We start from the raw sequence: 24,590 nt of genomic DNA, 5'->3' as shown, positions 1-24,590 counted from the left end.
GGACGACCGACCACGCCCACTGAGGAGTTCGTACGATGTCCACCACCACGCGCGCGGCCGTCGTCGAGTCGGGCGGCGCACCCTTCACCCTCACCGCCGTCGAACTGGCCGAGCCGGGCCCGCACGAGGCGCTGGTCCGCGTCGTCGCAACAGGCCTGTGCCACACCGACCTTGGAGCAGCGAGCGGCGGACTGCCCTTCCCGCTCCCCGGAGTTCTCGGTCACGAGGGCGCCGGTGTCGTCGAGGAGGTCGGCTCGGCCGTCACCGGCGTCGTGGCCGGCGACCACGTCGTCCTGTCCTTCACGTCCTGCGGCGACTGCCACAACTGCCAGGGCGGGCACCCCGCTTACTGCGCGACCTGGCTGCCGCTGAACCTCATCGGCGGCCGACGTGCCGACGGCAGCAGCACCATCAGCCGCGACGGCGAGCCCCTCGGCGGGCACTTCTTCGGTCAGTCCTCGTTCGCCGAACGGGCGTTGGTCGACGAGCGCAGCCTGGTGAAGGTCGACCCGGACGTGCCGCTGGAGTCGATCGCCCCGCTGGGCTGCGGAGTCCAGACCGGAGTCGGCGCCGTCTGGAACGTCCTCAAGCCCCGGCTCGGCGACACGATCGTGGTGCTCGGCGCCGGAGCGGTGGGGCTGTCCGCGGTGATGGCCGCCGCGCTCACCCCGGCCACTCGGATCATCGCCGTGGACCGCGTCGGCGAACGGCTGGCCCTGGCAAAGGAGTTGGGAGCCACCCACACCGTCAACGCGGGCGAGGCCGACCTCGGTGAGACCCTCGCGGCAGTGACCGACGGCCGGGGAGCCGACGGCATCGTCGAGACGACCGGCAATGTCGGCGTCCTCCGCCAGGGCGCCGACGCGCTCGCCGCCCGGGGCACGCTGGTCGTCGTAGGAGCACCGCCGTTCGGCAGCGAAGTCGCCCTGGACGTCAACGGGTTGCTCCCCGGGAAGCGGATCGTGGGACTCACCCTCGGCGACAGTGAGACGCAGAGCTTTATCCCCGCGCTCGTTCAACTGGTCAAGGAAGGGCGGCTGCCGCTGCACCGCCTGATCACCACATATCCGTTCGCGGAGATCGACCAGGCGGTGCGGGACATGAGCGCGGGCAAGGCGATCAAGCCGGTGCTCACCTTCTGAGCTGTTGCCGGTAACCCGAGCTGTCAAAACGTAGGGAATGCGTCCTCCGGCCAGCAGGGAGTATGTGCCCCGGTACCTGCAAACGCCGGCTTGCGAGGCAGTGCCATTGACGCTTCCAGGTATCGCCCGTTCGATCCGCAATGATCTTTGCGCGGCAGTCCTGCCACTGAATCGGGGCATCTGCGCGTTGGCTTGCAGGACGTCCTGGCGGTTGACTCGGGTGGTGCAATCGATGCTCACCCTGAGAGCCATGGCCTGGGGGTGAGACGCGGACTGCGCGACTTCTCGTTGCGCAGGCCCCTCAAGATCGCCCTCGCTCGGCAGCCTGACCTGGTCAGACCTGTATCAGTGGTGCACCCAGGAGTTTCCACGTGGCTACCGGGTTCGGCACGGCCGCCTGGGCAGAACTGGGCGTCGGCACCTGTCCGGGAACGGAAGTTTTCCTGCTCGAACTGCCTGCGAAACGGTGCTTCCCGTCGATCAGGGTGGCGAGGCGGCACGCGAGGGAACTCCGGCGTCGGGAGGGTTCGACCCGCGGGTGGCGCCGGAGGAATTGCCGGCGCGGGCGGGGCTGTCGATCGCCGATGCGGGGGGTCGGGTTTTCCTCGCCGGTGCAGATCCGATCGTGGCGGATCCGATCCGTCTGGGAGCGGCGGTCGGAATTCCGATGACGGCCGGCGCTGCGGGGGCGGCGAACCTGTTCGTCACCGCGCAACTGCACGACCTCCAGGCACTGGAACCGCTGCTGCGCCGCATCCGCGCCACAAGACCCGGCATCGAGATCGACGACCGGCAGATCGTCCTGCGGTCCGTCGAATCCTGGAGACGCCTCCTCGCGCCTGACGGCCGCGCAGTCCGTGTGGTCCCCGTCGACCCGTGGACATGGACCTGGTCCTACGTCGTGAGGCGGACATGGAGCCGAGCATGACGCGGTATCGGCTTCGGTATCGGCCCCCCTGATGCTTACCGGGGGCGTCCGGGCTGCGCCGGTTCGCCGCGTGGGGAGGCCGGCCGAGCCTGGTCGGCGGTCACCGGGAGCGACGTACGCGTCGGACCCGCCCGGAACCGCCCTGCTGTTCACGACGGCGGCAGCGCGAAGGGCACGCGGCCCGTGGCCCGGCCCTGAAGGTCGAGCAGCCGACCCATGTGCTTGGCGGCGTGGAGCACCACGGCGCGGTCGCGGACCTCCAGCTCCGGGAAGCGGTCGGTGAGCAGGGCTTCGAACGGGTCGACGGCGTTGAGCCCGTGGAGCCACACGACGATGAGCAGGTTGTGCGGGCCGCTCACGAAGAAGCACGAGCGCACCTGCTTCATGCGGGCCAGCGCGTTGCCGGTCGCCTCGCGCTGGGAGTGGGGGACCGAGGCACGGTAGATCATCGCCGCCGACAGTCCCGCGAGGGGGCGGGCCAGGTCGCAGCGGACGGTGATCTCGCCTTCCCGCAGCATGCGCTGGAGCCGTCGGCGGGCGGTGTGCTCGCTCATGCCGGTCAGGGACGCCAGTTCGGTGTAGCCGAGTCTGCCGTCGTCGCCCAGCGCGGACAACAGGGCCTGGTCCTCGGGCCCCGGGCGGTCATACATGTCCGTGGCGAAGACGACACGGGTCGGCGCCCGCGGTTCGGACAGGGCGGCGCGGTCGGCCGGTTCCAAAGCCCAGGTCCGCCAGTCACTGCCCGCCCCGTACTGGGTGATGGCCAGCCGGGTTCGGAGGCTGCGAACCCCGTCCAGTCCGCCGATCGTCTCGTTCACCGAGCGGCCGAGAGCGGGCAGATCGGTGGCCACCACCCCCAGGAGCAGATCGAAGTCGCCGGCGGTCTCGTCGACGTTGAAGACCCAGGGCAGCAGAACCGCGGCGGAGCTCACCGACGCCAGGGAACCCGGTCGGCACCGCACTTCCACAAAGGCGACGGTGGCCTGCTTCGCGGCGTCGTGAGCCGTGATCCAGGCCAGACCGGCCGCGCGCAATCGCTCCCAGTGCCGGGCCGCGGTGGTCGCGTCCACACCCAGCGCCTGGCCGATCCGGGACCAGGGCGCACGGGGAGAGGTCTGGAGCGCGTCAAGGAGCGCCAGATCCAGCTCGGAGAAGCCGTGCCGAGCGTCCGGGGCGTGGGTGCCGGAATCCGGCACAGACCGTTTCACCATGAGGCTTTCCTGTGATTTCCCGGGTTTGTCGCTCATGAGCGGGATCGTAGTGGCATTCCCGTCGGCCGGAATCGGTCGACCCTCCAGCCTCCTGCCCGGATCACAGGCGGAATGCCCACGGCCCGGGTCGGCATCCTGCCGGTCCTCGACCAAGCGTCCCTTTCCACATCCGTGTGGGCCGCCCCCCTCCACACCCCGCATCGTCGAGCAACGAAAGACCTGACTGTGACACCCTCTCCGGCCGACCCGGCCCAGGACACTCCCCCCGCCCCCGCCCCCGCACCACAGGGATTCACCACCGAACTGCGCGATGCCCTCAACCTGCGCGGCGTCCTGCTGATCGTCGGCGTCCTCGCCCTCCAGCTGGGCTTCGTCCTGTCCTACATCGGCGCCTTCCACGCACCCAAGCCCCATCACATCGCCGTGGCGGTCGTCGCACCCTCGCAGGTGTCGGGCCCAGTCGTGAAACAGCTCAACACCCTGGAGAACGGCCCCCTCGACGCCCGCGTCGTCGCCACCGAAAAGCAGGCCCGCACCCTCATCCTCGACCGCACCGTCGACGCGGCGATCCTCGTCGACCCGAAGAGCACCACCGACACGCTGCTGGTGGCCTCGGCAGGCGGTCCGGCCGTCTCCTCCACGGCCCAGCAGATCGCCCAGACCATCGAGACGGACCGCCACCGCCAGGTGACGATCACCGACATCCGGCCGCCCGCCGCCAGCGACGGCCGCGGCATGTCCTCCTTCTACCTCGTCGTCGGCTGGATGGTAGGTGGCTACCTGGCCGCCACCATCCTCGGCATGGCCGGCGGAGCCCGCCCTGCCAACCTCCACCGGACCGTCATCCGGCTGAGCTCTCTCGCCCTCTACGCGATCGTCTCGGGCCTGGGCGGGGCCATCATCGTGGGTCCCCTCCTGGGCGCTCTGGAGGGGCACTTCGCCGAGTTGTGGGCGCTGGGCGCGCTGATCGTCTTCGCCTCGGCCGCCACCACCGTCGCCTTCCAGGTGCTGTGGGGCGTCATCGGTGTCGGGGTGACCATCCTCCTCTTCGTCGTCCTGGGCAATCCCAGTGCCGGGGGCGCCTATCCCGCCGTTCTGCTGCCGCCGTTCTGGCGATCGGTCGGCGAGTGGCTCCCGCCGGGCGCCGGCACCACCGTCGTACGCAACACGGTCTACTTCTCCGGCAACGCCATCGCCCAGCCCCTGTGGGTGCTCGTCGGCTACGCGGTTCTGGGCACCGCGGTGGCCGTCACCGCATCCGCCCTGCGCCTCCGTCGCAGTCAGCGCCTTGCCGGCGCACAACCGGCCGGCGAACCGGTCGTGAGTCGGTTGGGCACCCCGTGAATTGCTCTCCGTAGCGATCTATGGGTTCGGCCGACGGGTGTCGGTCTGCTGTGGGTGGTGGGTGACAGCAGGCTGGAAACGCTGGTGCCGAGCGAGCCCGAGCGGCAGGTGTGGGAGTACCGGGTCATCGGGCTGCTCGATGACCAGCCGGTACGTCTGACTCGCCGAGAGAGTGATCCCGCGCTCGGCCAGCAGCGGGCACGGATCGGTGGTGGAGAACATCCCACGGTTGGCCATCACCTCCCGCAGACGCCACCGGTAGTTCAGCTTCCCCGTCATCTCATCGTCTTCCTACTGACCTTGGCGAAGCGCCCTGTCCAGCACAATGCGCATCATCGTGTTCATGAAGTCCCCACTGACCCCGGTGTAGAGCGCGGTCGTCGAGGGGAATGGGTGGCCGACCTGGCGCTGGACGAACGCGGGATCGGCGCCGTCTTCGATCTGATGTGTGACGTGGCTGTGCCGCGGTCAGTGCGGGACAAGGTCTCCGTCCAGCCCGAGCGCGTCGCGGTACTCCGCGAACCGATCCTCGATCTCCCGGTTCTGCAGCCGCCCGCCGCGCTCGGTCGGCCACAACGCCGCACCCGCACAACTGCGGTAGCAGGGGCGGACGTTGGAGACGCAGTCCTCGACCGCCTCCACCGCCCACGGCATGACACTGAGCACCGTGCGCCGCTTGGGCGGCGAACCTTTGGTGCGCTTGCCTCAGCGCACGTGCGGCGACCGAACCCGCTCAGCTCCGGGGCCTTGGGGTTGCGGTACCAGTCGGCGAAGTCGAGTTTCGAGGTCTCGGCACAGCGCGGCCCCCAGCCGTAGACGACCTTGAAGGCGGTGGCATCCCGGTAGGCCGCCAACGCCCCTTCGCGGTCGGCCCGGACGACCCGGTCGACCTGGGCATCGGCATGGTCGAGGGAGTACTGGAACTCCTCGCGCGGCATCGGCCGACGGGACGCCTCGGCCTCGTAGTCGACCAGGTGAGCAGCCGTGTTCCATGCGTGGCAGAGCTGCACGGGGTGCGTGCCGAAACGCAGTTGGCACTCCTGTGGCCACTGGTGGTGCGGCGAGGTGACGTAGTCGCGGAACAGCCGCACCGCGGTCTGGTAGTTGCGGATCGTCGACGGCGCCCGGTGCGGCTCCGCGATCAGGTACGTCGTCCACTCGTCCACTCGTCCATCGCTCCGGCCGACCAGCGCCACGGGTACTCCTGGGCGAAGGCGTTGAACCGGCGCACCACGCGCACGCAGCCGCTGATCGTCTTCGGCTGCAGGCGTCGGCCACCGTGCTGCCGGCGTGTCCAGCCCTCCAACATCGCATCGAACACGGCGTCTTCGGGATGCAGGAGCACAACGCCGTTCAGCAGCACCAGACGTGCGGAGCCCTCGCTCAGGTCGGTACTCGTCGCCACGCTCCCTCGCTTTCAGAGAGCGCGCGAATCAGGCATCAGATGAAAGATCCTCGGCAAGAGGACAGGCCAGAAGACCTCAACACCCGTTCGCTGGAGGTACGTCTGATGTCACAGGTCTCCAGCTCAGGCGATCCGGGGTCGTACACCGGATGCAATTCCCCGGATCTTTCTGACCTGTTCGGTCGGTCAGTCGACCGCCAGTACCAGCTTGCCCGCGGTGCGGCCGGTGGCGCCGAGCGCGTGTGCCTCGGCGGCATCGGCCAGCGGGAACGTCCCGGCGATCGTCGCGCGCAGCTTGCCAGTCTCGACGAGCTCCGCGATCGCCTCCATGTCGGCACGGTCGGCGTCGACGAGCATCCGGACCGCCCGTACACCGAGCCGCTCGGCCTCCTCGTAGAAGTCCGGCTTGCCCATCGGCACGATGGAGACCACGATCCCGCCCGGACGCAGCACCCGCAGCGACTTGAGCGCGGTCTCGGCGCCGAGCATGTCCAGGACGACGTCCACGTCCTTCACGGCCTCGCTGAAGTCGGTCTCCCGGTAGTCGATCGCCTCGTCGACGCCGAGTTCACGCAGGAAGTCGTGCTTGGCCGCGCTCGCCGTGCCGATCACATAGGCACCGCGTGCCTTGGCGATCTGCACGGCCACATGTCCGACCCCGCCGGCCGCCGCGTGGATCAACACCCGCTGCCCGGGCTGGACTTCGGCGTTCTCCACCAGCGCCTGCCACGCGGTCAGCGAGACCAGGGGCAGCGCGCCCGCCTGGACGTGGTCGATCCCGGCCGGCTTGTGGACGAAGGCGCGGGCCGGGGCGGCGACGTACTCGGCGTGCGAGCCGTGGCCCCACGGGTAGGACAGCATCCCGAAGACCTCGTCGCCGGGTGCGAGACGGGCGACACCGACGCCGACGGCCTCGACGACGCCGGAGACGTCCCAGCCGAGGGTGAACGGCGGCTCGCCGAGGAAGCCGCCGGTGGCCCGGTGCTTCCAGTCGGTGGGGTTGAGTCCGGCGGCCCGCACCTTGATCAGGATCTCGTTGGCGCGCGGCGCGGGGCGCTCGACCTCGGCGACTTCGAGGACCTCGGGACCGCCGAGGACGTGCTGGGTGATGACGCGCATGGTGTTCACAGTGCTCATGGTCAGTCAGCCTGCCGGGTTCCGCACGACAAGGAAATGGCACGATGGCCAACCTTCGATAGAATCGTGCCATGCAGCATGTGGAACGGGTCGTGGTCCTGGCGCTCGACGGCGTCTACCCCTTCGAGCTGGGCATCCCCAGCCGTATATTCGGCGCGGCCGACGGCCACTACGAGGTGCTGACCTGCACGGTCGACGGCCGTCCGGTGCGCACCAACGCCGATTTCTCGGTCGCGGTGGAGCACGGGCCGGAGATCCTGGAAACGGCGGACACGGTCGTGGTCGCCTCCATGGCGACCCCGCGCATCCCGACCGGGCTGCCCACGGAGATCGCCGCCGCCCTCGCCCGGATCCGCCCGGACGCACGGATCGTCTCGATCTGTACGGCCGCCTTCGTGCTCGCCGCCGCCGGTCTCCTCGACGGGCGCCGCGCGACCACCCACTGGCAGGTCGTCGACCGCTTCCGGGCCCTGTATCCGCAGGTCGACCTGGACCCTGACGTGCTCTTCGTCCACGACGGCCGGATGCTCACCTCCGCGGGCGCGGCCTCAGGGGTCGACATCTGCCTGCACATCGTGCGCACCGACCATGGCAGCGAACTCGCCAACAAGGTCGCCCGCAGCTGCGTCGTCCCGCCGTTCCGCGACGGCGGCCAGGCCCAGTACATCCAGCAGCCGGTGCCCGACTGCGGGGTCACCAGCACGGCCGCCACCCGCGACTGGGCCCTCACCCGCCTCGACGAGCCCCTCGCCCTGACCGACCTCGCCCGGCACGCCGGCATGAGCCTGCGCACCTTCGCCCGCCGCTTCAACGACGAGGTGGGCCTCAGCCCCGGCCGCTGGCTGATCCAGCAGCGGGTCGCCCGCGCCCGCGACCTCCTGGAGGCCAGCGACCTGTCGGTCGACCAGATCGCCGGCCGCGTCGGCTTCGCCACGGGCGCGTCCCTGCGACAGCATCTGCACGCGGCGATCGGGGTCTCCCCGCAGGCGTACCGGCGTACGTTCCAAGAAGCCCGCTGAACCCCAACGTTTCGGCTCGCCCGTGCGTCGTAGGAACACGACATGAGGGGGCAGGGCATGCGCAGAGGACTCGCGGGGGTCGCCGTACTGGTGGCCGTGACGGCGGTGGGATGCGGCACGGGGCACGGGAAGGACGTCGTGGTCGCGGGCACAGCGCCTGCCACGCCCTACGCCGGACCGCTGTACGTACTGGCAACCGGCTCCGACAAGTCGGGTGCCGCGGGCCGGGCGCTGGAGTGCGACAGTGCGATGTACGAGGGCGGGGGCGCCGACGCGTGGAGCAAGGGCGACGGCGGCACGACCCCCGAGGGCGGCCTACGGGCGTACTTCGACATGCAGCAGCCGGACGTCCCGCGCACCGGCTACCGCGTCGAGCGCAAGGCGGACGGCCGCGTCCTGTTCTCCTACGACGTCGACGGCCGGACGAAGGTGGCCGTCGTCGTCGCCAAGGACCGCAAGAACAGGCCGGGTTGGGGCCCGGAGACCAGCGCCTCCTGCGACCCTGCCGAACTCCCGGAGAGTTTCACCAAGGCGCACGGATACGAGATCTGGACCGGCAAGGACGGGAAGCGGGTGGCGACCACGGTCGTGAGCAGCTCGGTCGGTGCCGCGCACTGCGACTGGCAGAAGGCGCACTTCCTCCAGACCGGCGAAGGCGCGAAGGGCAGGCTGTACGCCCGCGATCCGGACAAAGTGCTCCCGTCCCAGATGCTCACCGCCCCCTACGACGGTGACGTCCGCATGCCGGCGAGTGCCCACGACACCGGATACCGGTACCGCGACTGGCAGTTGTGGCTCACCGCCGACGCGTCGAAGGCGTACGTGCGCACACCGGACGGCGTGGAGGCCTGGCCCGCGGTCAAGGCGGGCGAGGGCTGCCTCTGAGCGTCCGTCACCGGCTCATGTGCAGGGCGACCAGCAACTGCCATACCTGGTCGGCGATTTCCTCCGCCGTGCCCTCCAACAGCCCGTGCAGCCAGTCGGCGAGGACCCCGCCGAAGGTCCCGGCGACGGCCGAGGCGACCAGGGGGGCGTCCGCCGCGCCCGCGAGTTCGCGCTCACGGAGGCTGTAGGCGCGCAGGTCCCGGTGCAGGACCCGGCCGAGCGGGCCGCCGCCGCCCGGGCTCAACAGGGCGCGGTACAGGGCCGCGTGGGGGAGCAGGCCGGCGAAGAACTCCGGCAGCGCGGGCGGCGCGTGCACCGGGTCGGGCCGTCCGCGCCACGCGTGCAGCGCCTCCACGGCCTCCCGTACGACGTCCGCGCAGGCATCGACGGCAAGCGCTTCCAGGCCGTCGTAGTGGACGTAGAAGGTCGCCCGGCCGACCCCCGCGCGGCGTGCCAGGGCGGCGACACCGACCTCCTCCAGGGGGTGTTCGGCGCACTCGTCGAGGAGTGCCTGGCGCAGGCGTGCCCGGGTGCGGGCGGCCCGCCGGTCCTCGGGCTCGGCGCGGCTCACCGGGCGATCAGGACGGCGGCCAGGGCCACCGCGCCGGGCAGCGCCTGGGCGAACAGGATGCGCCGGTTCGCCGTCACCGTGCCGTAGACGCCCGCGATCACGACGCAGCCGAGGAAGAACACCTGGGCGCGGAAGCCGGTCGGGTCGGCGGCGATCAGGCCCCAGACGAGACCCGCGGCGAGGAAGCCGTTGTACAGCCCCTGGTTCGCGGCGAGCGGTGCGGTGGCTCTGGCCATCTCGGGGTCGAAGCCGTGCAGACCGCGCCCGGGCTTCTTCTCCCACAGGAACATTTCGAGCACCAGGATGTACAGATGCAGCGCGGCCACCAGTCCGACCAGCACGTTCGCGAGCGTTTCCATGATCGATCGACTCCTCGTCAACTTGGACAGGTGTCTACTATAACTGGACACATGTCCATGTTCAGACTTCTCGGAGAGTGACGGAACCCTCACTTCCGCACCGCCTTGAGGTTGATCTTTTACCGTTCAAACCCGATAAGCTCCCCTGCGGCGCAGCGAGTTGACGTGATCGTGACCGGTCGGCTCGTGGTGCGTCCTCCTGAGTGCGGTCTGTCCTCGCACACCCCCCTGTACGTTCGTGTCGCTTCGAAGGATGCAGATGGAACTCGCCACTCCGCCACCGGCGGCGCGGGCACCTGTCGCCTGGTACAGCTGGTGGCTGATGCCGCTGGCCTTAGGAGGTGGGACCGTCGCCGCCACGTTCATGAGCTCGGAGCGAATAGCCGCGACGGCGGCCGGAGCGGCGGCCACGGTGGCCAGTGCCGTGTGCGTGCGACTGCTCATCCGTACGCAGGCTCAACTGCGCCGTTCCGAAAGCGGTTTCCGCACCGTGCAGGCCGAGCACTCCCAGCAGTGGCAGCAGCATGTGGCGGGCCTGGAGCGGAAGTTCAACGCCGAGCGCGCCGCGCTGGAGACGCAGCTGACCGAGCACTCGGGTGCCTACGAGACCCGGCTCGCCGACAGCTCAGGCGCCTACGAGGCCCAACTCGCCGAGCAGGCGCGGGCGTACGAGGAGCGGCTGACCGGGCAGGCCACGTCCTACGAGGCGCAGCTCGCCGACCAGGCCGAGGTCTGGCAGGAGCAGCTGGCCCACCAGCTCTCCGCCGTGGCCCGCCTCGCCGACGAGCAACTCCCCGAGGCGCTCAAGCAGTTGCGCGCGGGTGACGCCATCGACGACCTGCTGCCGGTCACCAGCCAGTGCGCGAAGGTCAGCGCCGAGCTCCAGTCCGAACTGCGCAAGGTGCTGCGGATCTCGCTCATCGGCGTCGAGGAGGAGTTCAACCGCTCCACCGCCGCCGAGCAGGCCGTCATCAGCATCGGCAACCGCATCCACGTACTGACCAGCAAGCTCCGCGGCCGACTGCACGAACTACAGGGCGAGCACGGGCGGTTGCCCGCCGTCGCCCGCGGTCTGATGGAGCTGGACCAGGAGATCGGCCCGGCCGACTGTCTCGCCGCGAGCGTCGGTGTGCTCGGCGGCTCGGACCGGCCCGGCCGGCAGTGGCAGGAACCGCAGCGCCTGCTCAGCGTGGTGCGCGGCGGCATCGGCCGCATCAAGGACTTCCACCGCGTCGACGTCCGCCATCTGCCCGAACTCGGCGTCGACGGCGGTCTGGTGGACCACCTCACGCTGATCTTCGCCCACCTGCTGGACAACGCGGCCCGCTACTCGCCGCCCACCGAGCCGGTCATCGTCTCCGGGAAGGAGGTGCCGAACGGCGTCGGCATCGAGATCCAGGACTCCGGCAAGGGCCTGAGCGAGGAGTCCAAGCGCGAGGCCGAGCACGCCCTCGCCGGCACCGGCGCGGGCCCCGGACTCGGCGGTGTCTCCGAGGACGCCAGCATCGGCCTGCGGGTCGTCGGCACCCTCGCCCGCCGCTACGGCATCCGCGTCACCTTCGCGGACTCGCCCTGGCTCGGCACCTCGGTGGTCGTCGTGGTCCCGCACAAGTACTTCAGCCAGCTGCCCGCGTCCGCCGTCACCGGCACCCCCTCGTTCCAGGCCGCCGCGACGGCCGCGACCGCGGCGGCGAGCCGCGGCACCGCCGTCACCGAGGCTCCGGCGGAGACCGTCGAGGCGGAGGACACCACACCCGGCGGGCTGCCCAGGCGCCGTAGCAAGCGTGGCGAGACGGCGCGGCCCCAACCGGCCGGGCGGACCGGGGAGATGGCCGTCTCCGCCGTACCGCCCGACGCCTCCTTCACCGGCCTGGCGGCCTTCGCCACGGCCGGACGGGAGGCCCCGGAGGAGGAACCGGCGTCCGCAGGCCGCGAGTTCACCGAGCACAGCACTGAAGAGAGCGACGAGTCCACATGACGCAACAGGGAACCGACGTGAGCTGGGCGCTCCGCGATCTGGTGGAGAGCATCCCGGAGATCCGCTTCGCCCTCGTGGCCTCCAGCGACGGCAAGGCGATCACCTCCTTCGGCGCGGAGGACCCCGACGACGTGGACCGCTTCGCGGCCGTGGTGGCCGGCCTGCAGGCGCTGGCCCAGCCGGTCGCCGAGCAGTTCCCCAAGTACGCGGGGCAGTTGCGGCTGGCGATGATCGAGGTCGACGGCGGTCACCTCTTCGTCGTCCGCGCGGGTGTGGAGACGTATCTCGGCGTACTGGCCCGGGAGGGCCTCGACCAGGGCCTGCTCGGACACCAGATGCGGGACCTGGCCCGCAGGATGGGTGAACTCCTCGGCACCACCGCGCGCCTGGAGGAGCACTCTGGATGAGTGCTCCCCGCCGGCCAATCGACCCCTCCGGTCTGGAGCGTTACTACGTCCTCACCGGAGGGCGCAGCGGACCGGGCGGTTCGGCGTCGAGCCTCGACGTGGCGACCCTCATCGTCTCCCGCGCCGCACCTGTACCGGGCATGCAGCACGAGCACGAGGAGATCCTCCGGCGCTGCCGCGAGCCGCTGTCGGTGGCCGAACTCGGCGCCCACCTCGGACTGCCCTTCAACATTCTCGCGGTGCTGCTGGCGGATCTGCTGGAGGCAGACCGCGTCGAAGCCCGTGACCCCATCCCGGCGCACGACGCCGGTCGCGGGCCCGACCTCGCGCTCCTTGAGGAGGTACTCAGTGGACTTCAAAGGCTTTGACCATCCCGGTTCCCCGGCCGGCGCCGAAAGGGCGCGTCGGGGTCGAGAGGACGAACGCGCGGAGGCCCGAAGGGCTGAGCACGATCGGCCTCTCGAACCCGGCTTCGGCGCCCTGGAGGCAAGCGTCGAAAAAGGCGTCACCCGCTCGGTGAAGGTGATGATCGCCGGCGGTTTCGGTACCGGGAAGACCACGATGGTCCGCTCGGTCAGTGACATCAAGCCGCTCACCACCGAGGAGACCCTCACCCAGGCGAGCGCCGGCGTCGACCACCTCATCGGGGTGACCGACAAGACGGAGACCACCGTCAGTCTCGACTTCGGCAAGATCGGCATCAACGACGAACTGGTCCTCTACCTGTTCGGGACCCCGGGCCAGGAGCGGTTCTGGTTCCTGTGGAACGGCCTGTTCAAGGGCGCGCTCGGCGCGGTCGTCCTCGTCGACACGCGTCGCCTCGCCTCCAGTTTCCGGGCGATCGAGGAGATGGAACGGCAGGACGTCCCGTTCGTCATCGCGCTGAACGTCTTCCCCGACTCCCCGGAGCACCCGGTCGACGAGATACGGGACGCCCTCGACATCTCCCCGGACATCCCCGTCGTGGCCTGCGACGCCCGCGACCGCCACTCCAGCCGTGACGTACTGGTCGCGCTGATACGGCACTTGAAGGACCGCTCGGCCGTCGTCGCACTGGAGCCCCGATGACCGACCAGACCTTAGACGGCCCCGATGCCCCGCGCGGCTGCCCCGTCGCCCATGACTCGGGTGACGACCTCACCCGGTTGTACGGGCCGGACGCGGCGACCGATCCACGGGGCATCTACGAGCGGCTGCGCGAGCAACACGGCTCTGTGGCACCGGTGTTGCTCGAAGGGGACGTGCCGGCCTGGCTGGTGCTCGGGTACCGGGACAACCGGCGGGTGCTGGACAGCCCCCGGCAGTTCTCCCGGGACGCGCGGATCTGGCGGGACTGGCGGGAGGGGCGGGTCGCGGAGACCTCGCCGATCATGCCGATGGTGGGGTGGCGGCCGGACTGTGTCTCGCAGGACGGGGAACCTCACCGTCGGCTGCGGGGTGCGGTGACCGACGGGCTGTTGGCCGCGGCCGGGCGGGGTGTCCGGCGGCACGCAACCTACTTCGCCAACAAGCAGATCGACGCGTTCGCGGACGCCGGTCGGGCTGATCTGGTGGCGGACTATGCCGAGTATCTGCCGATGCTTGTCCTCACCCGGATTCTGGGGCTTCCCGCGGGGGACGGGAACCGGCTTGTCGAGTCCAGTGCGCAGGTCCTCAAGGGCGGGGAGGACGCCCTGCTGCACAACGACCGCATCATCGAGATCCTCGGTGAACTCGCCGAGCGTAAGCGGGCCGAGCCGGGTTCCGACTTCACCACCGCGCTTCTTCAGCATCCGGCTGGGCTCGATGCGGAAGAGGTCGTGATGCATCTGCGGCTGGTGCTGATCGCCGCGCACACGACTACCAGCAACTTGTTGGCTCGGGTGTTGCAGCGGATCCTGACGGACGCGTCTCGGCTTTCCGGGCTGGTCAGTGGGCAGTTGACCGTCTCGGCCGTTGTCGAGGAAGTCATGTGGGACACCCCGCCGCTCGCCGTATTGCCGGGGCGGTTCGCTACGGCGGATCTTGAGCTCGGGGGGCATCGGATCGGGGAGGGGGATCTGCTCGTCCTTGGGCTTACCGCCGGGAATGGTGACCCGGAGGTTCGGCCTGATGCGGGGGCTTCCATGCAGGGGAACCAGTCGCATCTGGCGTTCAGTTCGGGGCCGCACGAGTGTCCGGGGCAGAGTATTGGGCAGGCGATTCTTGAGGTGGGGGTGGATGTGTTGCTGCATCGGTTGCCGGGGTTGCGGTTGGGGGTGGCGGTGGAGGAACTGACTTCTACGGCGTCTACGTGGGAGTCGCGATTGGATCGGCTGCCGGTTGAGTTTGCCGTGTGAGTCGGTTGTTTTTCGTCTGCGGGCGCGTGGGGGCTGGTCGCGCAGTTCCCAGCGCCCCTAAAAGACAGGCGCGCTGCCCAAGCCCTTGGTCAGGCAGCGCGCCCCTCGGATCAGACGACCAACAAGAGCCCTTGGCCGGGCAGGTCGCCCCGTCTCACACTGCCAGCAGGTCGTCCACCGAGCCCTTTACCGCTGGGCCCTCTTTCGCTGCCGTGTACCTGCCCGACACCAGCGCCCATTCGTAGTTGCCGTTGATCCAGTGCTGGATGGCCTCAACGCCCTGCTGTACCCGGGCGCGTTCGTCGTCGTTGAGGGCCAACTCGTCGCACATCTGGGGGACTTGGGCCTCCAGGCCGAGGTACTCGGTGAGGCAGGCGGTTGTCATGCGGTAGGCCTCCTCGGCCGCCGCTTCCCAGGACAGGCCGCGGTCCCGGTGGAGTACGGCTATGAGGTTGTGGCCGTCGCCTCGGCGGCGTTCGCGTTCGAAGGAGTGGATGTCGTTCATGAAGCCGATGGTGTCGGCGGCGAGGTCACGCATGCGTTCCATCAGCGGGTGGGCCTGCACCTGGGCCGGGACCTCGAAGCCCCGGCTGCGTTCGCCGGCGTCGATGCTGTGGTGGATGCCGACCGTGCGGCGCCGGAACTCCGTGTACTCGTCCAGGTCCAGCGTGCCCGCGATGCCCCGGGCCGCCAGGTCGACCTCCTCGCAGTGCGCCACCAGGAACCGGCCCCAGGACGCGGCGAACCGAGTCCGCCAGGTCAGGGACATGCCATCCGAAAGGTGGTCCCAGACCTGCGCCCAGGCCACGGTGATCGGGCAGACCACCCGGGGCCTGCTGCCCGCCGGACGCAGGGGCGTGACGATCAACTCCCGCGCCACTTCCAGTATTCGGTCGGCGCGGTCCGGTTGGCTCGCGTCGAACTGGTCGTCGAAGAGGAAGGCCAGGGAGAACCAGTTCATCAGGACGACCATGTCCGCGGCCGACGCGTGCGGATAGGTGCGGGCCGCGGCCTGCGGGAGATCCCACGACCGGTACTCCTCGAACCCGGCCTGGCTGCGCACCAGGCCCATGTCCCAGATCCAGCGCAGATGGCGGGCCCGGGCGTACTCCAGATGGTCGCTGACGGGGGTGTCGAAGGGGAGGTCGAAGGTGACGTCCTGAGGCATGCGCTTTCCTTTCGGGAGACGGAACACGGAGTCCCCCCACTGCGAGCGGGCGGTCCGTTCGACCGCCCGCGCCCTCGAACTGCGCTTCGTGGTGCGAAAGTTGGACCCAGAAGCGGCGGTTACGAGGCTGCCCAGAGCCTAGATGATCTACACCGTGCCCCGATCGTGATCCCCGTTACTGCTCATGCCTCCTGAGCTGCGTACACTCCCGTCCCTCCGACGTAGGTAAGCGCTACCTGCGTCTCCCCGATCTCTTCCGGCGGAGCGGCGAACGGATCGCGGTCCAGGACCACCAGATCCGCCAACGCCCCCGCCGCGATGCGGCCGGTCTCATCCAGATGGTTCGCGTACGCCGAACCCGAGGTGTACGCCGTGACCGCCGCCGCGAGGTCGAGTCGCTCGCCCGGCAGGAACACCGGTCCCGTGCCCCCGGGTTCGACCCGGTTGACCGCGACATGGATGCCCTGGAGCGGGTCGGGACTGCTCACCGGCCAGTCGCTGCCCGCCGCGAGCGTGGCCCCGGAACGCAGCAGCGCCCCGAACGGGTACTGCCACAAGGCCCGTTGGGGCCCGAGGAACGGAATCGTCAGCTCGTCCATCTGCGGTTCGTGCGCGGCCCACAATGGCTGGATGTTCGCCACCGCGCCGAGGCGCACGAACCGCGCCACGTCGTCCGGGTGCACCACCTGAAGGTGCGCGAGATGCGGCCGGGTGTCACTCGGCCCGTTCGCGTCACGTGCCGCCTCGACCGCGTCCAGCGCATCCCGTACGGCCCGGTCGCCCAGTGCGTGGAAGTGGCACTGGAAGCCGAGCGCGTCCAACTCGGTGACGTATTTGGGCAGTTGTTCCGGGTCGATGAAGCTGGTGCCCCGATTGGCCGTCGCGCAGCCGCACTTGTCGAGGTACGGGTCGAGCAGGGCGGCTGTGCCGGTCTCGGCGACCCCGTCCAGCATCAGCTTGACGCTGCTCGCACGGAACCGGCCGTGGGTCAACGCGGCCCGGCGCTCGACCAGTTCGGGGATCTGCTCGGCCCCGCGCTCCCGGTCCCACCACAGCGCGCCGACGACCCGCGCGGTGAGCGAACCGTCCCGGGCGGCGGCGAGATACGCGTCCGAGGGGTCGTCCATCCCCAGGAACTCCCCGACCAGCGCGTCCTGCCAGGCCGTGATGCCGAGCGCGTGCAGATGCCGTTGGGCGTGCAGGAGCGCGGCGAGTCGGTCGCCCTGTGTGGCCGGTGGCGTGAGCCTGCCGACCAACTGCATCGCACCTTCCTGGAGCGTCCCGGCCGGTTCGCCGGACGCGTCCCGCTCGATCCTTCCGTCCACCGGGTCGGGCATGTCCCGTGTGATGCCCGCGAGTTGGAGGGCCCGGCTGTTGACCCAGGCGCCGTGATGGTCGCGGTTGGGCAGATACACCGGCCGGTCCGGCACGACCGAGTCCAGCAGCTCCTTCGTCGGCGTACCCCCCTCGAACGCCTCCATCGACCACCCGCCCCCGGTGATCCACTCCCGCTCGGGATGCGCGTCGGCGTAGGCCCGTACGGCGGCGACCGTGTCCTCCGCCGTCTTGGCCCGCGTCAGATCGCACTGGGTCAGCTCAAGCCCCGCCGGCACCGGATGCACATGTGCGTCCTGGAACCCGGGCAACAACAACCGCCCCGCGAGATCGACGACTTGGGTGTTCGGCCCGGCGAGATCGTGCACCTCGGCATCGCCCACGGCGGTGATCCGGTCGCCGGTGACGGCCACGGCGGTCGCGGTGCGGCCCTCGGGGGTGAGGGCGGGGCCGTTGGTGAAGAGGAGGTCTGCGTGCATGGTTCGTATCCTTGCGGGGTTGTCAGGAGGTGGCGAGGAGCTGCGGCGCGTCGGCGTCGGTGCTTCGGCCCGAGTGGAAGTACGGGGATCTGCGCACCCACTTGGCCCACGCGGCGGCCAGGAAGCCGGACGCGATCATGGCCAGCGGGGTGAGCAGCAGGAACCAGCCGTTGTCCGCGCTGACTTCGAGGTGATCGGTGGAGGTGTAGAAGGACCAGCAGAGGTAACCGCCCAGTCCCAGCAGGGACATGGCGCTCAGCGTGGGCAGGACGACCGCGCGCACGCCCTGCCGCCAGTCCTCCCGGAGGAGAGCGCGGAAGCGGACTGCGGCGGCGAGGGCGGTCAGGGCGTAGGAGAGCGCCACGACGATCCCTACGGCGTTCACCGTGGCCATGATCATGTCGGCCAGGCGGGGTATCACGAGTGACAGTGCCGCAACTGCCGTTGCCAGCGCGCCGATCAGCAAGGTGCCGAGGGCCGGCGTGCCGTAGCGGGCGCTGACCTTGCCCCAGACCGGGCCGAGGGTGCGGTCGCGGCTCATCGCGAACATCCCTCGGGCGGTGGGGATGACGCCGGCCTGGAGTGAGGCGACCGCCGAGAACATCAGGGCCACCAGGGGGAGTGCTGCCAGGGGTTGGGAGGCGAGGCGGTCGCCGAAGTACGCCAGGCCCTGGGCGCCGTGGCCCGCCAACTCGTCCTCGGACAGCACCCGTTGGAAGGCGATCGAGCCGAGCAGGAACAGGCCCAGCATCGTCACCAGGGTGATCAGACCGGCCCGGGACGCGTCGCGCGGGTCGCGGACCTCCTCGTTCACGGTGAACGCGGCCTCGAAGCCCCAGTAGCAGAACACCGACAGCAGCAGGCCCTGCGCGAGCGCCGACGCCGAGGGGATCGCGAACGGGTCGAACCAGCTGAGGCTGAAGGCGTGCGGGCCGGTGACGATGCCGTAGCCGCAGAAGCCGAGCAGGACGACGTACTCGAAGATCAGGAGGCCGGTCTGGAGGCGGGCGGCGGTGCGGACGCCGGTGACGGCGGTGAGGGTGACGGCGACGAGGATCATGATGCCTACGGCGGTCGTCTGTGCCGTCGAGCCCGGGTCGAGGGTGAGGCCGCCCGCCTCGTGGATTCCTGCCTCTCCGGCGAGTTGGATCATCGCCGAGCCGGTGACCGCCGTGGTGTAGGCGAGGAACGCGATCGTCGCGACGATGTTCACCCAGCCGACCAGGAAGCCCAGCCACGGAGTGAGCGAACGGCCCACCCACACATAGCCGTTGCCCGCGTTCGGCTCGACCTTGTTCAGCCGGGAGTAGGCGCCGGCGATGCCCAGGATCGGCAGGAACGCGAGCAGCATGATGGCCGGCAGATGCAGCCCGACCACCCCGGCGGTCACGCCCAGACCGATGCCGATGCTGGTGGTCGCGGCCGTGCTGGACGCGGCGATGGCGACGCCGTCCAGCAGACCGAGGGACTTTCGCAGTGCGGGCCCCGACGGGGGTGGCGTGTCGATCATGGCGTGCTCTCCGCTCGCACCGGGGGGCCCGAACGGCCCCGGTGAACGCACATGAAACTGCCCGCGCACTTAACAGGTCAACGGTGTTGTCGTAAGGTGCGGACACCCGGACAGACCATCGAGGAGGTGCCGTATGAGCGAGCGTGTCGTCCCGGCCGCCGCCCGGCAGCGCAGGCGCCCCACCAAGCAGGGCGTCGTCCTGTCCGAGGAACTGATCGTCGAGACCGCCTTGAGACTGATCGAGGAGCACGGGGCCGACGCGCTGTCCGTGCGCCGGCTCGGGCGTGCCCTCGGCGCCGATCCCAGCTCCCTGTACCGCTATTTCCGGCACACCGACGAGCTGATGCTCGCCGTCGCGGACGAGCTGATCGGCCGGACGCTGCGCACCTGGCGGCCCAGCGGCGACTGGCGGGCCGACCTGCGGGAACTGGGCCTGCGCGTGCACGCCGGGGCACTCGCGCACCCGAGGGCGGCGGTGCTGAGTTCGTACCGGGTGACCGGGCGGGTGTACGAGATCCAGGCCGTGGAGGCGATCCTCGGGGTGCTGCGCGGGGCCGGGTTCCCCGACGCCGAGGCGGTGCGGATCTACCACGCCTACGTCGACCAGGCCCTGGCCTTCGGTGCCCTCGACTCCGCGAACACGGCGTTGCCGAAACCGGCCCGCGAGGCGGAGGCGGCCGTATGGCAGGCGACGTACGCGCGGCTGCCCGCCGACACGTACCCGCACATCGCGGCCACGGCCCGGCATCTCGTGGCCACCATGCGGCACAGTTCCTACCCGGCGGCCCTGGATCTGCTGCTGAGTGCGGCGGCGGCGCGGCTCGACGAGATCCGTGCGGCGGCGGAGGGCTGAGCGGCAGACTGAGGCCATGACTCACGAGCCCGCACGCACCGCGAAGCAGCGCAAGCAGGACACGCTCCGTCGGCTTGAGCACGAGGAGGACGCCTGGGTCGCCACGGCCGGTGAGGACGGGGGAGCGCCCTATCTCGTTCCGCTGTCGTTCGTGTGGGACGGCACGACCCTGTTGTTCGCGACCCCGGCCGCGAGCCCCACCGGCCGCAACCTGGCCTCGACCGGCGTCGCGCGGCTCGGTATCGGGCCGACCCGGGACGTCGTGATGATCGAGGGCACGGTGGTGATGCTGACCCCGGCCGATCTGCCCGAGGAGGACGCCGAGATCTTCGCCTCGAAGACCGGCTTCGACCCGCGCCGACTGACCACGCCCTACCTGTACTTCAGGATCCGGCCGCAGCGCGTGCAGGCCTGGCGGGAGGCCAACGAGCTGAAGGGGCGGGACCTGATGCGGGACGGGGAGTGGCTGGTGGCCGACTGAGCCCGATCGCTATGAGGTGCTCGTGGCTTGCGAGGAGCGCGGGGCGAAGGCCGTCGTCGTGAACGTCGTCTTGTTCGCGGTCGTCGTGCCGTCGGTGAGCCACCAGCGTGTGGGGTCCTGGCCGTAGCTGCCGAACTTCGCGTCCGCGCCCCAGTTCAGGACCAGTTCGTCCTTGCCGTCACCGTCGAAGTCGGCGGCCCCCGCGGGCCGGGCGTGCCGCCACTTCGCCGGGATCTTCTTCCCGTCCTCCGCCGCGGGCCCGTCGCGCAGGACCGTGGTCCGCCGGGCGCCGTCGATGAGGGTGGCGCCCTCGTAGGTGGCGACGAGGATGCCGTCACGGCCGTCGCCGTCCGGGTCGGCGGACACATAACCACCGGGCCCGTACTGGGTGCGCGCGGACTTCGGCGCCTCGGGGAGCCGGTACGTCACCGGTGCGCCGCCGTCGCCGGGATACACGGCGAGCGAACCGTCGACGTCGGCCGGCTCGGTCTCGTAGCCGGGCTCGTCGTTACGGCTGCCGTCGTCGCCGACCGCCACATCGCGCTGCCCGTCGCCGTCGAAGTCGCCGAACGCATGGGCGTTACCGCTCCTCAACTGCCGACCGTTGGCGGACAGTCGGGAGCCTCGGTGAGCGGTGTAGAGCGTGTTCCCGGACTGTTCGCCGTCGCTCACCGCGTGCAGCAGGAGTGAGGTCGCGCGGGGCGTCCCGGACGGCGCGACGGCGTCGGCGGTGAGATCGCCGTCGGCCCAGGGGATGCTCGTGTCGGTGCGGGCGGGGGCGCCCGAGCGCGTGAACGGGCCGTACATCACCACCATCGACGACTGGTTGTACGCGAACCCGGCGAGGTCGTGGTGCCCGTCGCCGTCGAAGTCGCCGCGCACCACGGACTGGACGCCCAACTTCGTCGCGCTCTGCGGGAGTTGGACGGGAGTGGCGGAGGTCTTCGCCGTCGGTCCGCCGGGGCCGCCCCACGATATGTACGGGAGGGTGCGCGGGGCGGTGATGTTGTTGTCCGACGTCATCGTGCCCGGGACGGTCGTGATGACGTCCGGGAAGCCGTCGCCGTCCAGATCGGCGGTGGTGAGGTCCGCGGTGGACACCGCGTCCTTCGTCGCCGACATCTGCTTGCCGGGTGCGGGCAGGCCGAGGTCGCCGCGCCGGTAGACCGTGTGCGTCGATGCGTCGAGGCCCCTGGCCGATCCATAGACCACACCGACCCGTTCGTCGAGGGTGCCGTAGAGCGCTCCGCTGTCGACGGTGATCGGCACCACGAGGTCGCGATGCCCGTCGCCGTTGATGTCGTCGGGGTCCTTGGAACCCTTGCCCGGAGCGGGAGTTCGGCTCGCGGCGGCCGTCGTCGGTTCTCCCGGGGACGGCGACGATTCATGGGCGCCGGTGCCGCTCCCGCATCCGCTGAGCGGAGCGAGCACGGTGCAGACGGCGAGGGTCACTACGGCGATACGAGGCTTCACCCGTCTCACCCTCGCATCCCGTGTCCCACCCGAACCAGGGGAGCCGTGCGGTTGTTGCACGTTCGTTGATCGACGCCGGTCGTCGGCATCAACTCGCGGAACGGGGATATCCGTTGGGGGCGAGGCAACCGGACTCGACCCTTGCCCGCCCCAGTCTTCGGAGGACACATGGCATTGGTCAACGCTAGCTTCGTGGTGCTCGACGCGGTCGAGCCGGAGAAACTCGCCGTGTTCTACACGGAGTTGCTGGACGGCGAGCAGACGGACATCACCCTCGACCAGGTGGAGATCAGGGGCGCCGACGGGACCCGGCTGGCGTTCCGCCGGGACCTCAGCGCCACCCCGCCGAGCTGGCCCCGCGCCGAGAACAACCAACAGGTCCACCTGGACTTCCTGGTGGAGGACATGGACGAGGCCGAGCGCCGGATCGTCGGACTCGGCGGCCGCCCGCTGGAGACCAAGGACATGCCGGGCCCGTACGAGGAGCGCGTGTACGCGGACCCGGCCGGCCACTCCTTCACGCTCCGCCCGGTACCGCCGACGGCCGCCGATCCGGTCTGAGCGACCTCGGTCCCGGCCGCCCCGGTCCCCAACTGCCCTACTCCCGGCCGCCCTTGTCCTTCGCCGGCCAGATCCCGGTCGAGCGTTCGATGGCCTTCGCGCCGGTGCGGTCCGCCGCGCTGCGCGCCACCGCGAACAGGGCGCCCTGGAGCGCGGCGGCGAGCAGGATCTCGGCCCAGCCGCGGTCCCGGTCCAGCGGGTCGGGGGCGTTGTCCTCGTGCCGTACCGCCTTCCACGTGGCGCGGAAGGCACGGCCCGCGAGGGCACCGCTCACCAGGCCCAGGACGAGACCGACGGGCTGGTAGACGAGGGGGAGTTTCTTCTTCTTGATCTTGGCCACGCTGATCTCCTTCTGCGGACGAACGGGCGGGTCGGCACGCTCGGCACCCCGACGGTGCCATCGAAACCGGTCCTCCGGTAGAGGGTGTGAGCAGCACCCTCAGGGGCAGTCGGCGTAGATGAGCGACACAGCTGCCGACCACGCATCCGACCGGAAGACCCGGGTCACCGTTCTCGTCGCGCTCGCCGCCAACCTGGTGATCGCGGCAGCCAAGGCCGTCGGAGGTCTGGTCGCGGGGTCGCCCGCGCTGCTCTCGGAGGCCGCGCACTCGGTGGCCGACAGCCTCAACGAGGTCTTCCTCCTCGCGGCCCTGCGCCGCAGCCGCCGCCCCGCCGACCAGCGGCACCCCTTCGGCTACGGCAAGGAGCGGTTCTTCTGGTCGCTGCTCGCGGCCGTCGGAATCTTCGTGATGGGCGCCTGCTTCTCCGTTTTCCAGGGGATCGAGGCCCTGCGCAACGGCGCGGAGGAGACGTCCACCGGCTATCTGGTGGGCCTGATCGTGCTCGCCGTCGCCCTGGTCGTGGAGGGGATCTCCCTCCTGCGGGCCCTGCACCAGGTGCGCGCCCAGGGCGGTGGCATGGACGCGCTGCGCGACCCCGCGCTGCGGACGGTCGTGGCGGAGGACGGCACGGCCGTGCTCGGCGTGACCCTCGCCATCATCGGCATGGCGCTGCACATGATCACCGGGCAGGTGGTGTGGGAGGCGTCCGCGTCGATCGCGATCGGCATGCTGCTCGGCTACGTCGCCTACCGCCTCGGCCGCGACGCCCGCGACCAGCTCATCGGCGAGGCCGTCGACCCCGAACTGAGCGACAGGATCCGCTCGTTGCTGGCGGCCGAGCCCGAGATCGACAGCGTGGAGGCACTGTTCACGATGCGGATGGGGCTCGACTCGACGATGGTCGCCGCCCGGATCGACCTGGTCCCCGGGATGGACAGCGAGCGGGTCGAGGAGGTCTCGGTGCGCATCAAGCGGTCGCTCGGCGAGGCGGTGTCCGAGGCCGGCGAGATCTTCCTGGACATCACCGACCGGCCGGTGGAGGAGGCACGGAAAAGCCCCGCCGCGACGGGGGAGCGCGGCGGGGCCTGAACGTCGGATGCCCAACGGTCACCGGTTCATGCGCCCCGGAAACAAGAAACTTTCCCCGGGCCGGAGCCGGCCTCCAGGAGTCAGCTTCCGGCGGCCGGTTCGAGGACGAACACCGGGATCTGCCGGTCCGTCTTCGTCTGGTACTCGGCATACGGGGGGTACGCGGCCACCGCTCGCTCCCACCACGTGGCCTTCTCGTCGCCGGTGACCTCGCGGGCCGTCAGGTCCCACTTCTCCGGTCCGTCCTGAAGCTCGACGTGCGGATCGGCCTGGACGTTGAAGTACCAGACCGGATGCGTGGGCGCGCCGCCCTGCGAGGCGACGACGGCGTAGACCCCGTCGTGCTCGACACGCATCAGCGGGGTCTTGCGGATCTTCCCGCTCTTGGCGCCCACCGTCGTCAGCAGGATGACGGGCAGACCGGTGTCCGCCAACGTTGTCCCCTTGGTGCCGCCGGAGCTCTCGTACAGCTCGACCTGGTCGCGTACCCACTGCGACGGGCTGGGTTCGTACTCGCCCTCAAGAGGCATGTCATTCGTCCCATCTCGCGTTCTACGGCTGTCTGGCACCGAGATTCAACACCAGCCGGTGCGTGA

General features: G+C 70.3%; 27 protein-coding genes. 14 read left to right on the top strand and 13 right to left on the bottom strand.

Going from position 1 to position 24,590, the window contains the following annotated elements; all coding sequences use genetic code 11:
• Nucleotides 1–35: 35 nt before the first annotated feature.
• Nucleotides 36–1,142, top strand: coding sequence for an NAD(P)-dependent alcohol dehydrogenase (locus tag OG194_RS03900; RefSeq protein WP_327399404.1), 1,107 nt, complete (start codon nt 36–38; stop codon nt 1,140–1,142).
• Nucleotides 1,143–1,680: 538 nt separating this feature from the next.
• A complete protein-coding gene (locus tag OG194_RS03895; protein ID WP_327399403.1) occupies nt 1,681–2,070 on the top strand; it encodes a hypothetical protein in 390 nt (129 codons plus the stop codon).
• A gap of 149 nt (nt 2,071–2,219) precedes the next feature.
• Here the strand turns inward: OG194_RS03895 and OG194_RS03890 are convergent, their stop codons facing one another.
• Nucleotides 2,220–3,317, bottom strand: coding sequence for an Lrp/AsnC family transcriptional regulator (locus tag OG194_RS03890; RefSeq protein ID WP_327399402.1), 1,098 nt, complete (start codon nt 3,315–3,317; stop codon nt 2,220–2,222).
• Nucleotides 3,318–3,506: 189 nt separating this feature from the next.
• On the opposite strand from OG194_RS03890, the gene OG194_RS03885 reads away from it, so the two are divergent.
• Complete coding sequence (locus OG194_RS03885; protein ID WP_327399401.1) at nt 3,507–4,625, top strand: DUF3533 domain-containing protein; 1,119 nt, start codon at nt 3,507–3,509, stop codon at nt 4,623–4,625.
• Nucleotides 4,626–4,643: 18 nt separating this feature from the next.
• Here the strand turns inward: OG194_RS03885 and OG194_RS47580 are convergent, their stop codons facing one another.
• The 4 genes from OG194_RS47580 to OG194_RS03865 form a co-directional block, all read right to left on the bottom strand.
• A complete protein-coding gene (locus OG194_RS47580; RefSeq protein WP_442811485.1) occupies nt 4,644–4,904 on the bottom strand; it encodes a hypothetical protein in 261 nt (86 codons plus the stop codon).
• Nucleotides 4,905–5,093: 189 nt separating this feature from the next.
• Complete coding sequence (locus OG194_RS03875; RefSeq protein WP_327399400.1) at nt 5,094–5,279, bottom strand: hypothetical protein; 186 nt, start codon at nt 5,277–5,279, stop codon at nt 5,094–5,096.
• Nucleotides 5,280–5,766: 487 nt separating this feature from the next.
• Nucleotides 5,767–6,030: a hypothetical protein gene (locus OG194_RS03870; protein ID WP_327399399.1), complete on the bottom strand. Its 264-nt coding sequence runs from the start codon at nt 6,028–6,030 to the stop codon at nt 5,767–5,769.
• A gap of 186 nt (nt 6,031–6,216) precedes the next feature.
• Complete coding sequence (locus tag OG194_RS03865; protein ID WP_327399398.1) at nt 6,217–7,167, bottom strand: NADP-dependent oxidoreductase; 951 nt, start codon at nt 7,165–7,167, stop codon at nt 6,217–6,219.
• Nucleotides 7,168–7,238: 71 nt separating this feature from the next.
• Between OG194_RS03865 and OG194_RS03860 the strand changes: the two genes are divergently transcribed.
• The gene (locus OG194_RS03860; RefSeq protein ID WP_327399397.1) at nt 7,239–8,186 is read left to right on the top strand and encodes a GlxA family transcriptional regulator; all 948 of its coding nucleotides are present in this window, start codon (nt 7,239–7,241) and stop codon (nt 8,184–8,186) included.
• Nucleotides 8,187–8,243: 57 nt separating this feature from the next.
• Nucleotides 8,244–9,071 carry a hypothetical protein gene (locus tag OG194_RS03855; RefSeq protein ID WP_327399396.1) on the top strand — a complete coding sequence of 276 codons (828 nt, stop codon included), beginning with the start codon at nt 8,244–8,246 and terminating at the stop codon, nt 9,069–9,071.
• A 7-nt stretch (nt 9,072–9,078) separates the two neighbouring features.
• Here OG194_RS03855 and OG194_RS03850 read toward each other — a convergent pair whose 3' ends face one another.
• Both OG194_RS03850 and OG194_RS03845 read right to left on the bottom strand, forming a co-directional pair.
• The gene (locus OG194_RS03850; protein WP_317771495.1) at nt 9,079–9,642 is read right to left on the bottom strand and encodes a TetR/AcrR family transcriptional regulator; all 564 of its coding nucleotides are present in this window, start codon (nt 9,640–9,642) and stop codon (nt 9,079–9,081) included.
• Entirely contained in the window at nt 9,639–10,001 is a 363-nt protein-coding gene (locus OG194_RS03845; RefSeq protein ID WP_327399395.1) for a DUF1304 domain-containing protein, read from the bottom strand. The genes OG194_RS03850 and OG194_RS03845 overlap by 4 nt, the downstream gene beginning before the upstream one ends.
• A gap of 259 nt (nt 10,002–10,260) precedes the next feature.
• Between OG194_RS03845 and OG194_RS03840 the strand changes: the two genes are divergently transcribed.
• The 5 genes from OG194_RS03840 (at nt 10,261) to OG194_RS03820 (ending at nt 14,704) form a co-directional block, all read left to right on the top strand.
• Nucleotides 10,261–11,979 carry an ATP-binding protein gene (locus OG194_RS03840; protein WP_327399394.1) on the top strand — a complete coding sequence of 573 codons (1,719 nt, stop codon included), beginning with the start codon at nt 10,261–10,263 and terminating at the stop codon, nt 11,977–11,979.
• Nucleotides 11,976–12,386: a roadblock/LC7 domain-containing protein gene (locus tag OG194_RS03835; RefSeq protein WP_019057749.1), complete on the top strand. Its 411-nt coding sequence runs from the start codon at nt 11,976–11,978 to the stop codon at nt 12,384–12,386. The genes OG194_RS03840 and OG194_RS03835 overlap by 4 nt, the downstream gene beginning before the upstream one ends.
• Entirely contained in the window at nt 12,383–12,754 is a 372-nt protein-coding gene (locus OG194_RS03830) for a DUF742 domain-containing protein (protein ID WP_318020589.1), read from the top strand. The genes OG194_RS03835 and OG194_RS03830 overlap by 4 nt, the downstream gene beginning before the upstream one ends.
• Nucleotides 12,755–12,911: 157 nt before the next feature.
• Nucleotides 12,912–13,454, top strand: a complete 543-nt coding sequence (locus OG194_RS03825; protein WP_442811778.1) for a GTP-binding protein — start codon at nt 12,912–12,914, stop codon at nt 13,452–13,454.
• Nucleotides 13,451–14,704 (top strand): cytochrome P450, encoded by a 1,254-nt coding sequence (locus OG194_RS03820; RefSeq protein ID WP_327399393.1) that lies wholly within the window; start codon nt 13,451–13,453, stop codon nt 14,702–14,704. Before OG194_RS03825 ends, OG194_RS03820 begins: the two co-directional genes overlap by 4 nt.
• 154 nt (nt 14,705–14,858) lie before the next feature.
• Here the strand turns inward: OG194_RS03820 and OG194_RS03815 are convergent, their stop codons facing one another.
• From OG194_RS03815 to OG194_RS03805, 3 genes are all read right to left on the bottom strand, one after another.
• Nucleotides 14,859–15,872, bottom strand: coding sequence for a 7-epi-alpha-eudesmol synthase (locus OG194_RS03815; RefSeq protein ID WP_327399392.1), 1,014 nt, complete (start codon nt 15,870–15,872; stop codon nt 14,859–14,861).
• Nucleotides 15,873–16,054: 182 nt separating this feature from the next.
• Nucleotides 16,055–17,686 carry an amidohydrolase gene (locus tag OG194_RS03810; protein ID WP_327399391.1) on the bottom strand — a complete coding sequence of 544 codons (1,632 nt, stop codon included), beginning with the start codon at nt 17,684–17,686 and terminating at the stop codon, nt 16,055–16,057.
• A gap of 22 nt (nt 17,687–17,708) precedes the next feature.
• The gene (locus OG194_RS03805; protein ID WP_327399390.1) at nt 17,709–19,196 is read right to left on the bottom strand and encodes an APC family permease; all 1,488 of its coding nucleotides are present in this window, start codon (nt 19,194–19,196) and stop codon (nt 17,709–17,711) included.
• Nucleotides 19,197–19,329: 133 nt separating this feature from the next.
• Here OG194_RS03805 and OG194_RS03800 point away from each other — a divergent pair, with 133 nt between their 5' ends.
• The gene (locus OG194_RS03800; protein ID WP_327399389.1) at nt 19,330–20,049 is read left to right on the top strand and encodes a TetR/AcrR family transcriptional regulator; all 720 of its coding nucleotides are present in this window, start codon (nt 19,330–19,332) and stop codon (nt 20,047–20,049) included.
• A 16-nt stretch (nt 20,050–20,065) separates the two neighbouring features.
• A complete protein-coding gene (locus OG194_RS03795) occupies nt 20,066–20,530 on the top strand; it encodes a pyridoxamine 5'-phosphate oxidase family protein (RefSeq protein WP_327399388.1) in 465 nt (154 codons plus the stop codon).
• 9 nt (nt 20,531–20,539) lie between these two features.
• On the opposite strand, the gene OG194_RS03790 is transcribed toward OG194_RS03795, so the two are convergent.
• A complete protein-coding gene (locus OG194_RS03790) occupies nt 20,540–22,003 on the bottom strand; it encodes an FG-GAP repeat domain-containing protein (protein WP_327399387.1) in 1,464 nt (487 codons plus the stop codon).
• 168 nt (nt 22,004–22,171) lie between these two features.
• On the opposite strand from OG194_RS03790, the gene OG194_RS03785 reads away from it, so the two are divergent.
• Entirely contained in the window at nt 22,172–22,564 is a 393-nt protein-coding gene (locus tag OG194_RS03785) for a VOC family protein (RefSeq protein ID WP_327399386.1), read from the top strand.
• A gap of 37 nt (nt 22,565–22,601) precedes the next feature.
• Here OG194_RS03785 and OG194_RS03780 read toward each other — a convergent pair whose 3' ends face one another.
• On the bottom strand, nt 22,602–22,904 hold the full coding sequence (locus tag OG194_RS03780; protein WP_327399385.1) for a DUF4235 domain-containing protein: 303 nt from the start codon (nt 22,902–22,904) through the stop codon (nt 22,602–22,604).
• 118 nt (nt 22,905–23,022) lie between these two features.
• Between OG194_RS03780 and OG194_RS03775 the strand changes: the two genes are divergently transcribed.
• Nucleotides 23,023–23,994 carry a cation diffusion facilitator family transporter gene (locus OG194_RS03775; RefSeq protein WP_327399384.1) on the top strand — a complete coding sequence of 324 codons (972 nt, stop codon included), beginning with the start codon at nt 23,023–23,025 and terminating at the stop codon, nt 23,992–23,994.
• Between the two features lie 80 nt (nt 23,995–24,074).
• Here OG194_RS03775 and OG194_RS03770 read toward each other — a convergent pair whose 3' ends face one another.
• Complete coding sequence (locus OG194_RS03770; protein ID WP_327399383.1) at nt 24,075–24,524, bottom strand: nitroreductase family deazaflavin-dependent oxidoreductase; 450 nt, start codon at nt 24,522–24,524, stop codon at nt 24,075–24,077.
• Nucleotides 24,525–24,590: the final 66 nt, after the last annotated feature.

This window comes from Streptomyces sp. NBC_01288 (assembly GCF_035982055.1).
GTDB lineage: Bacteria > Actinomycetota > Actinomycetes > Streptomycetales > Streptomycetaceae > Streptomyces.
This window is presented reverse-complemented; position numbering and strand designations above follow the sequence as displayed.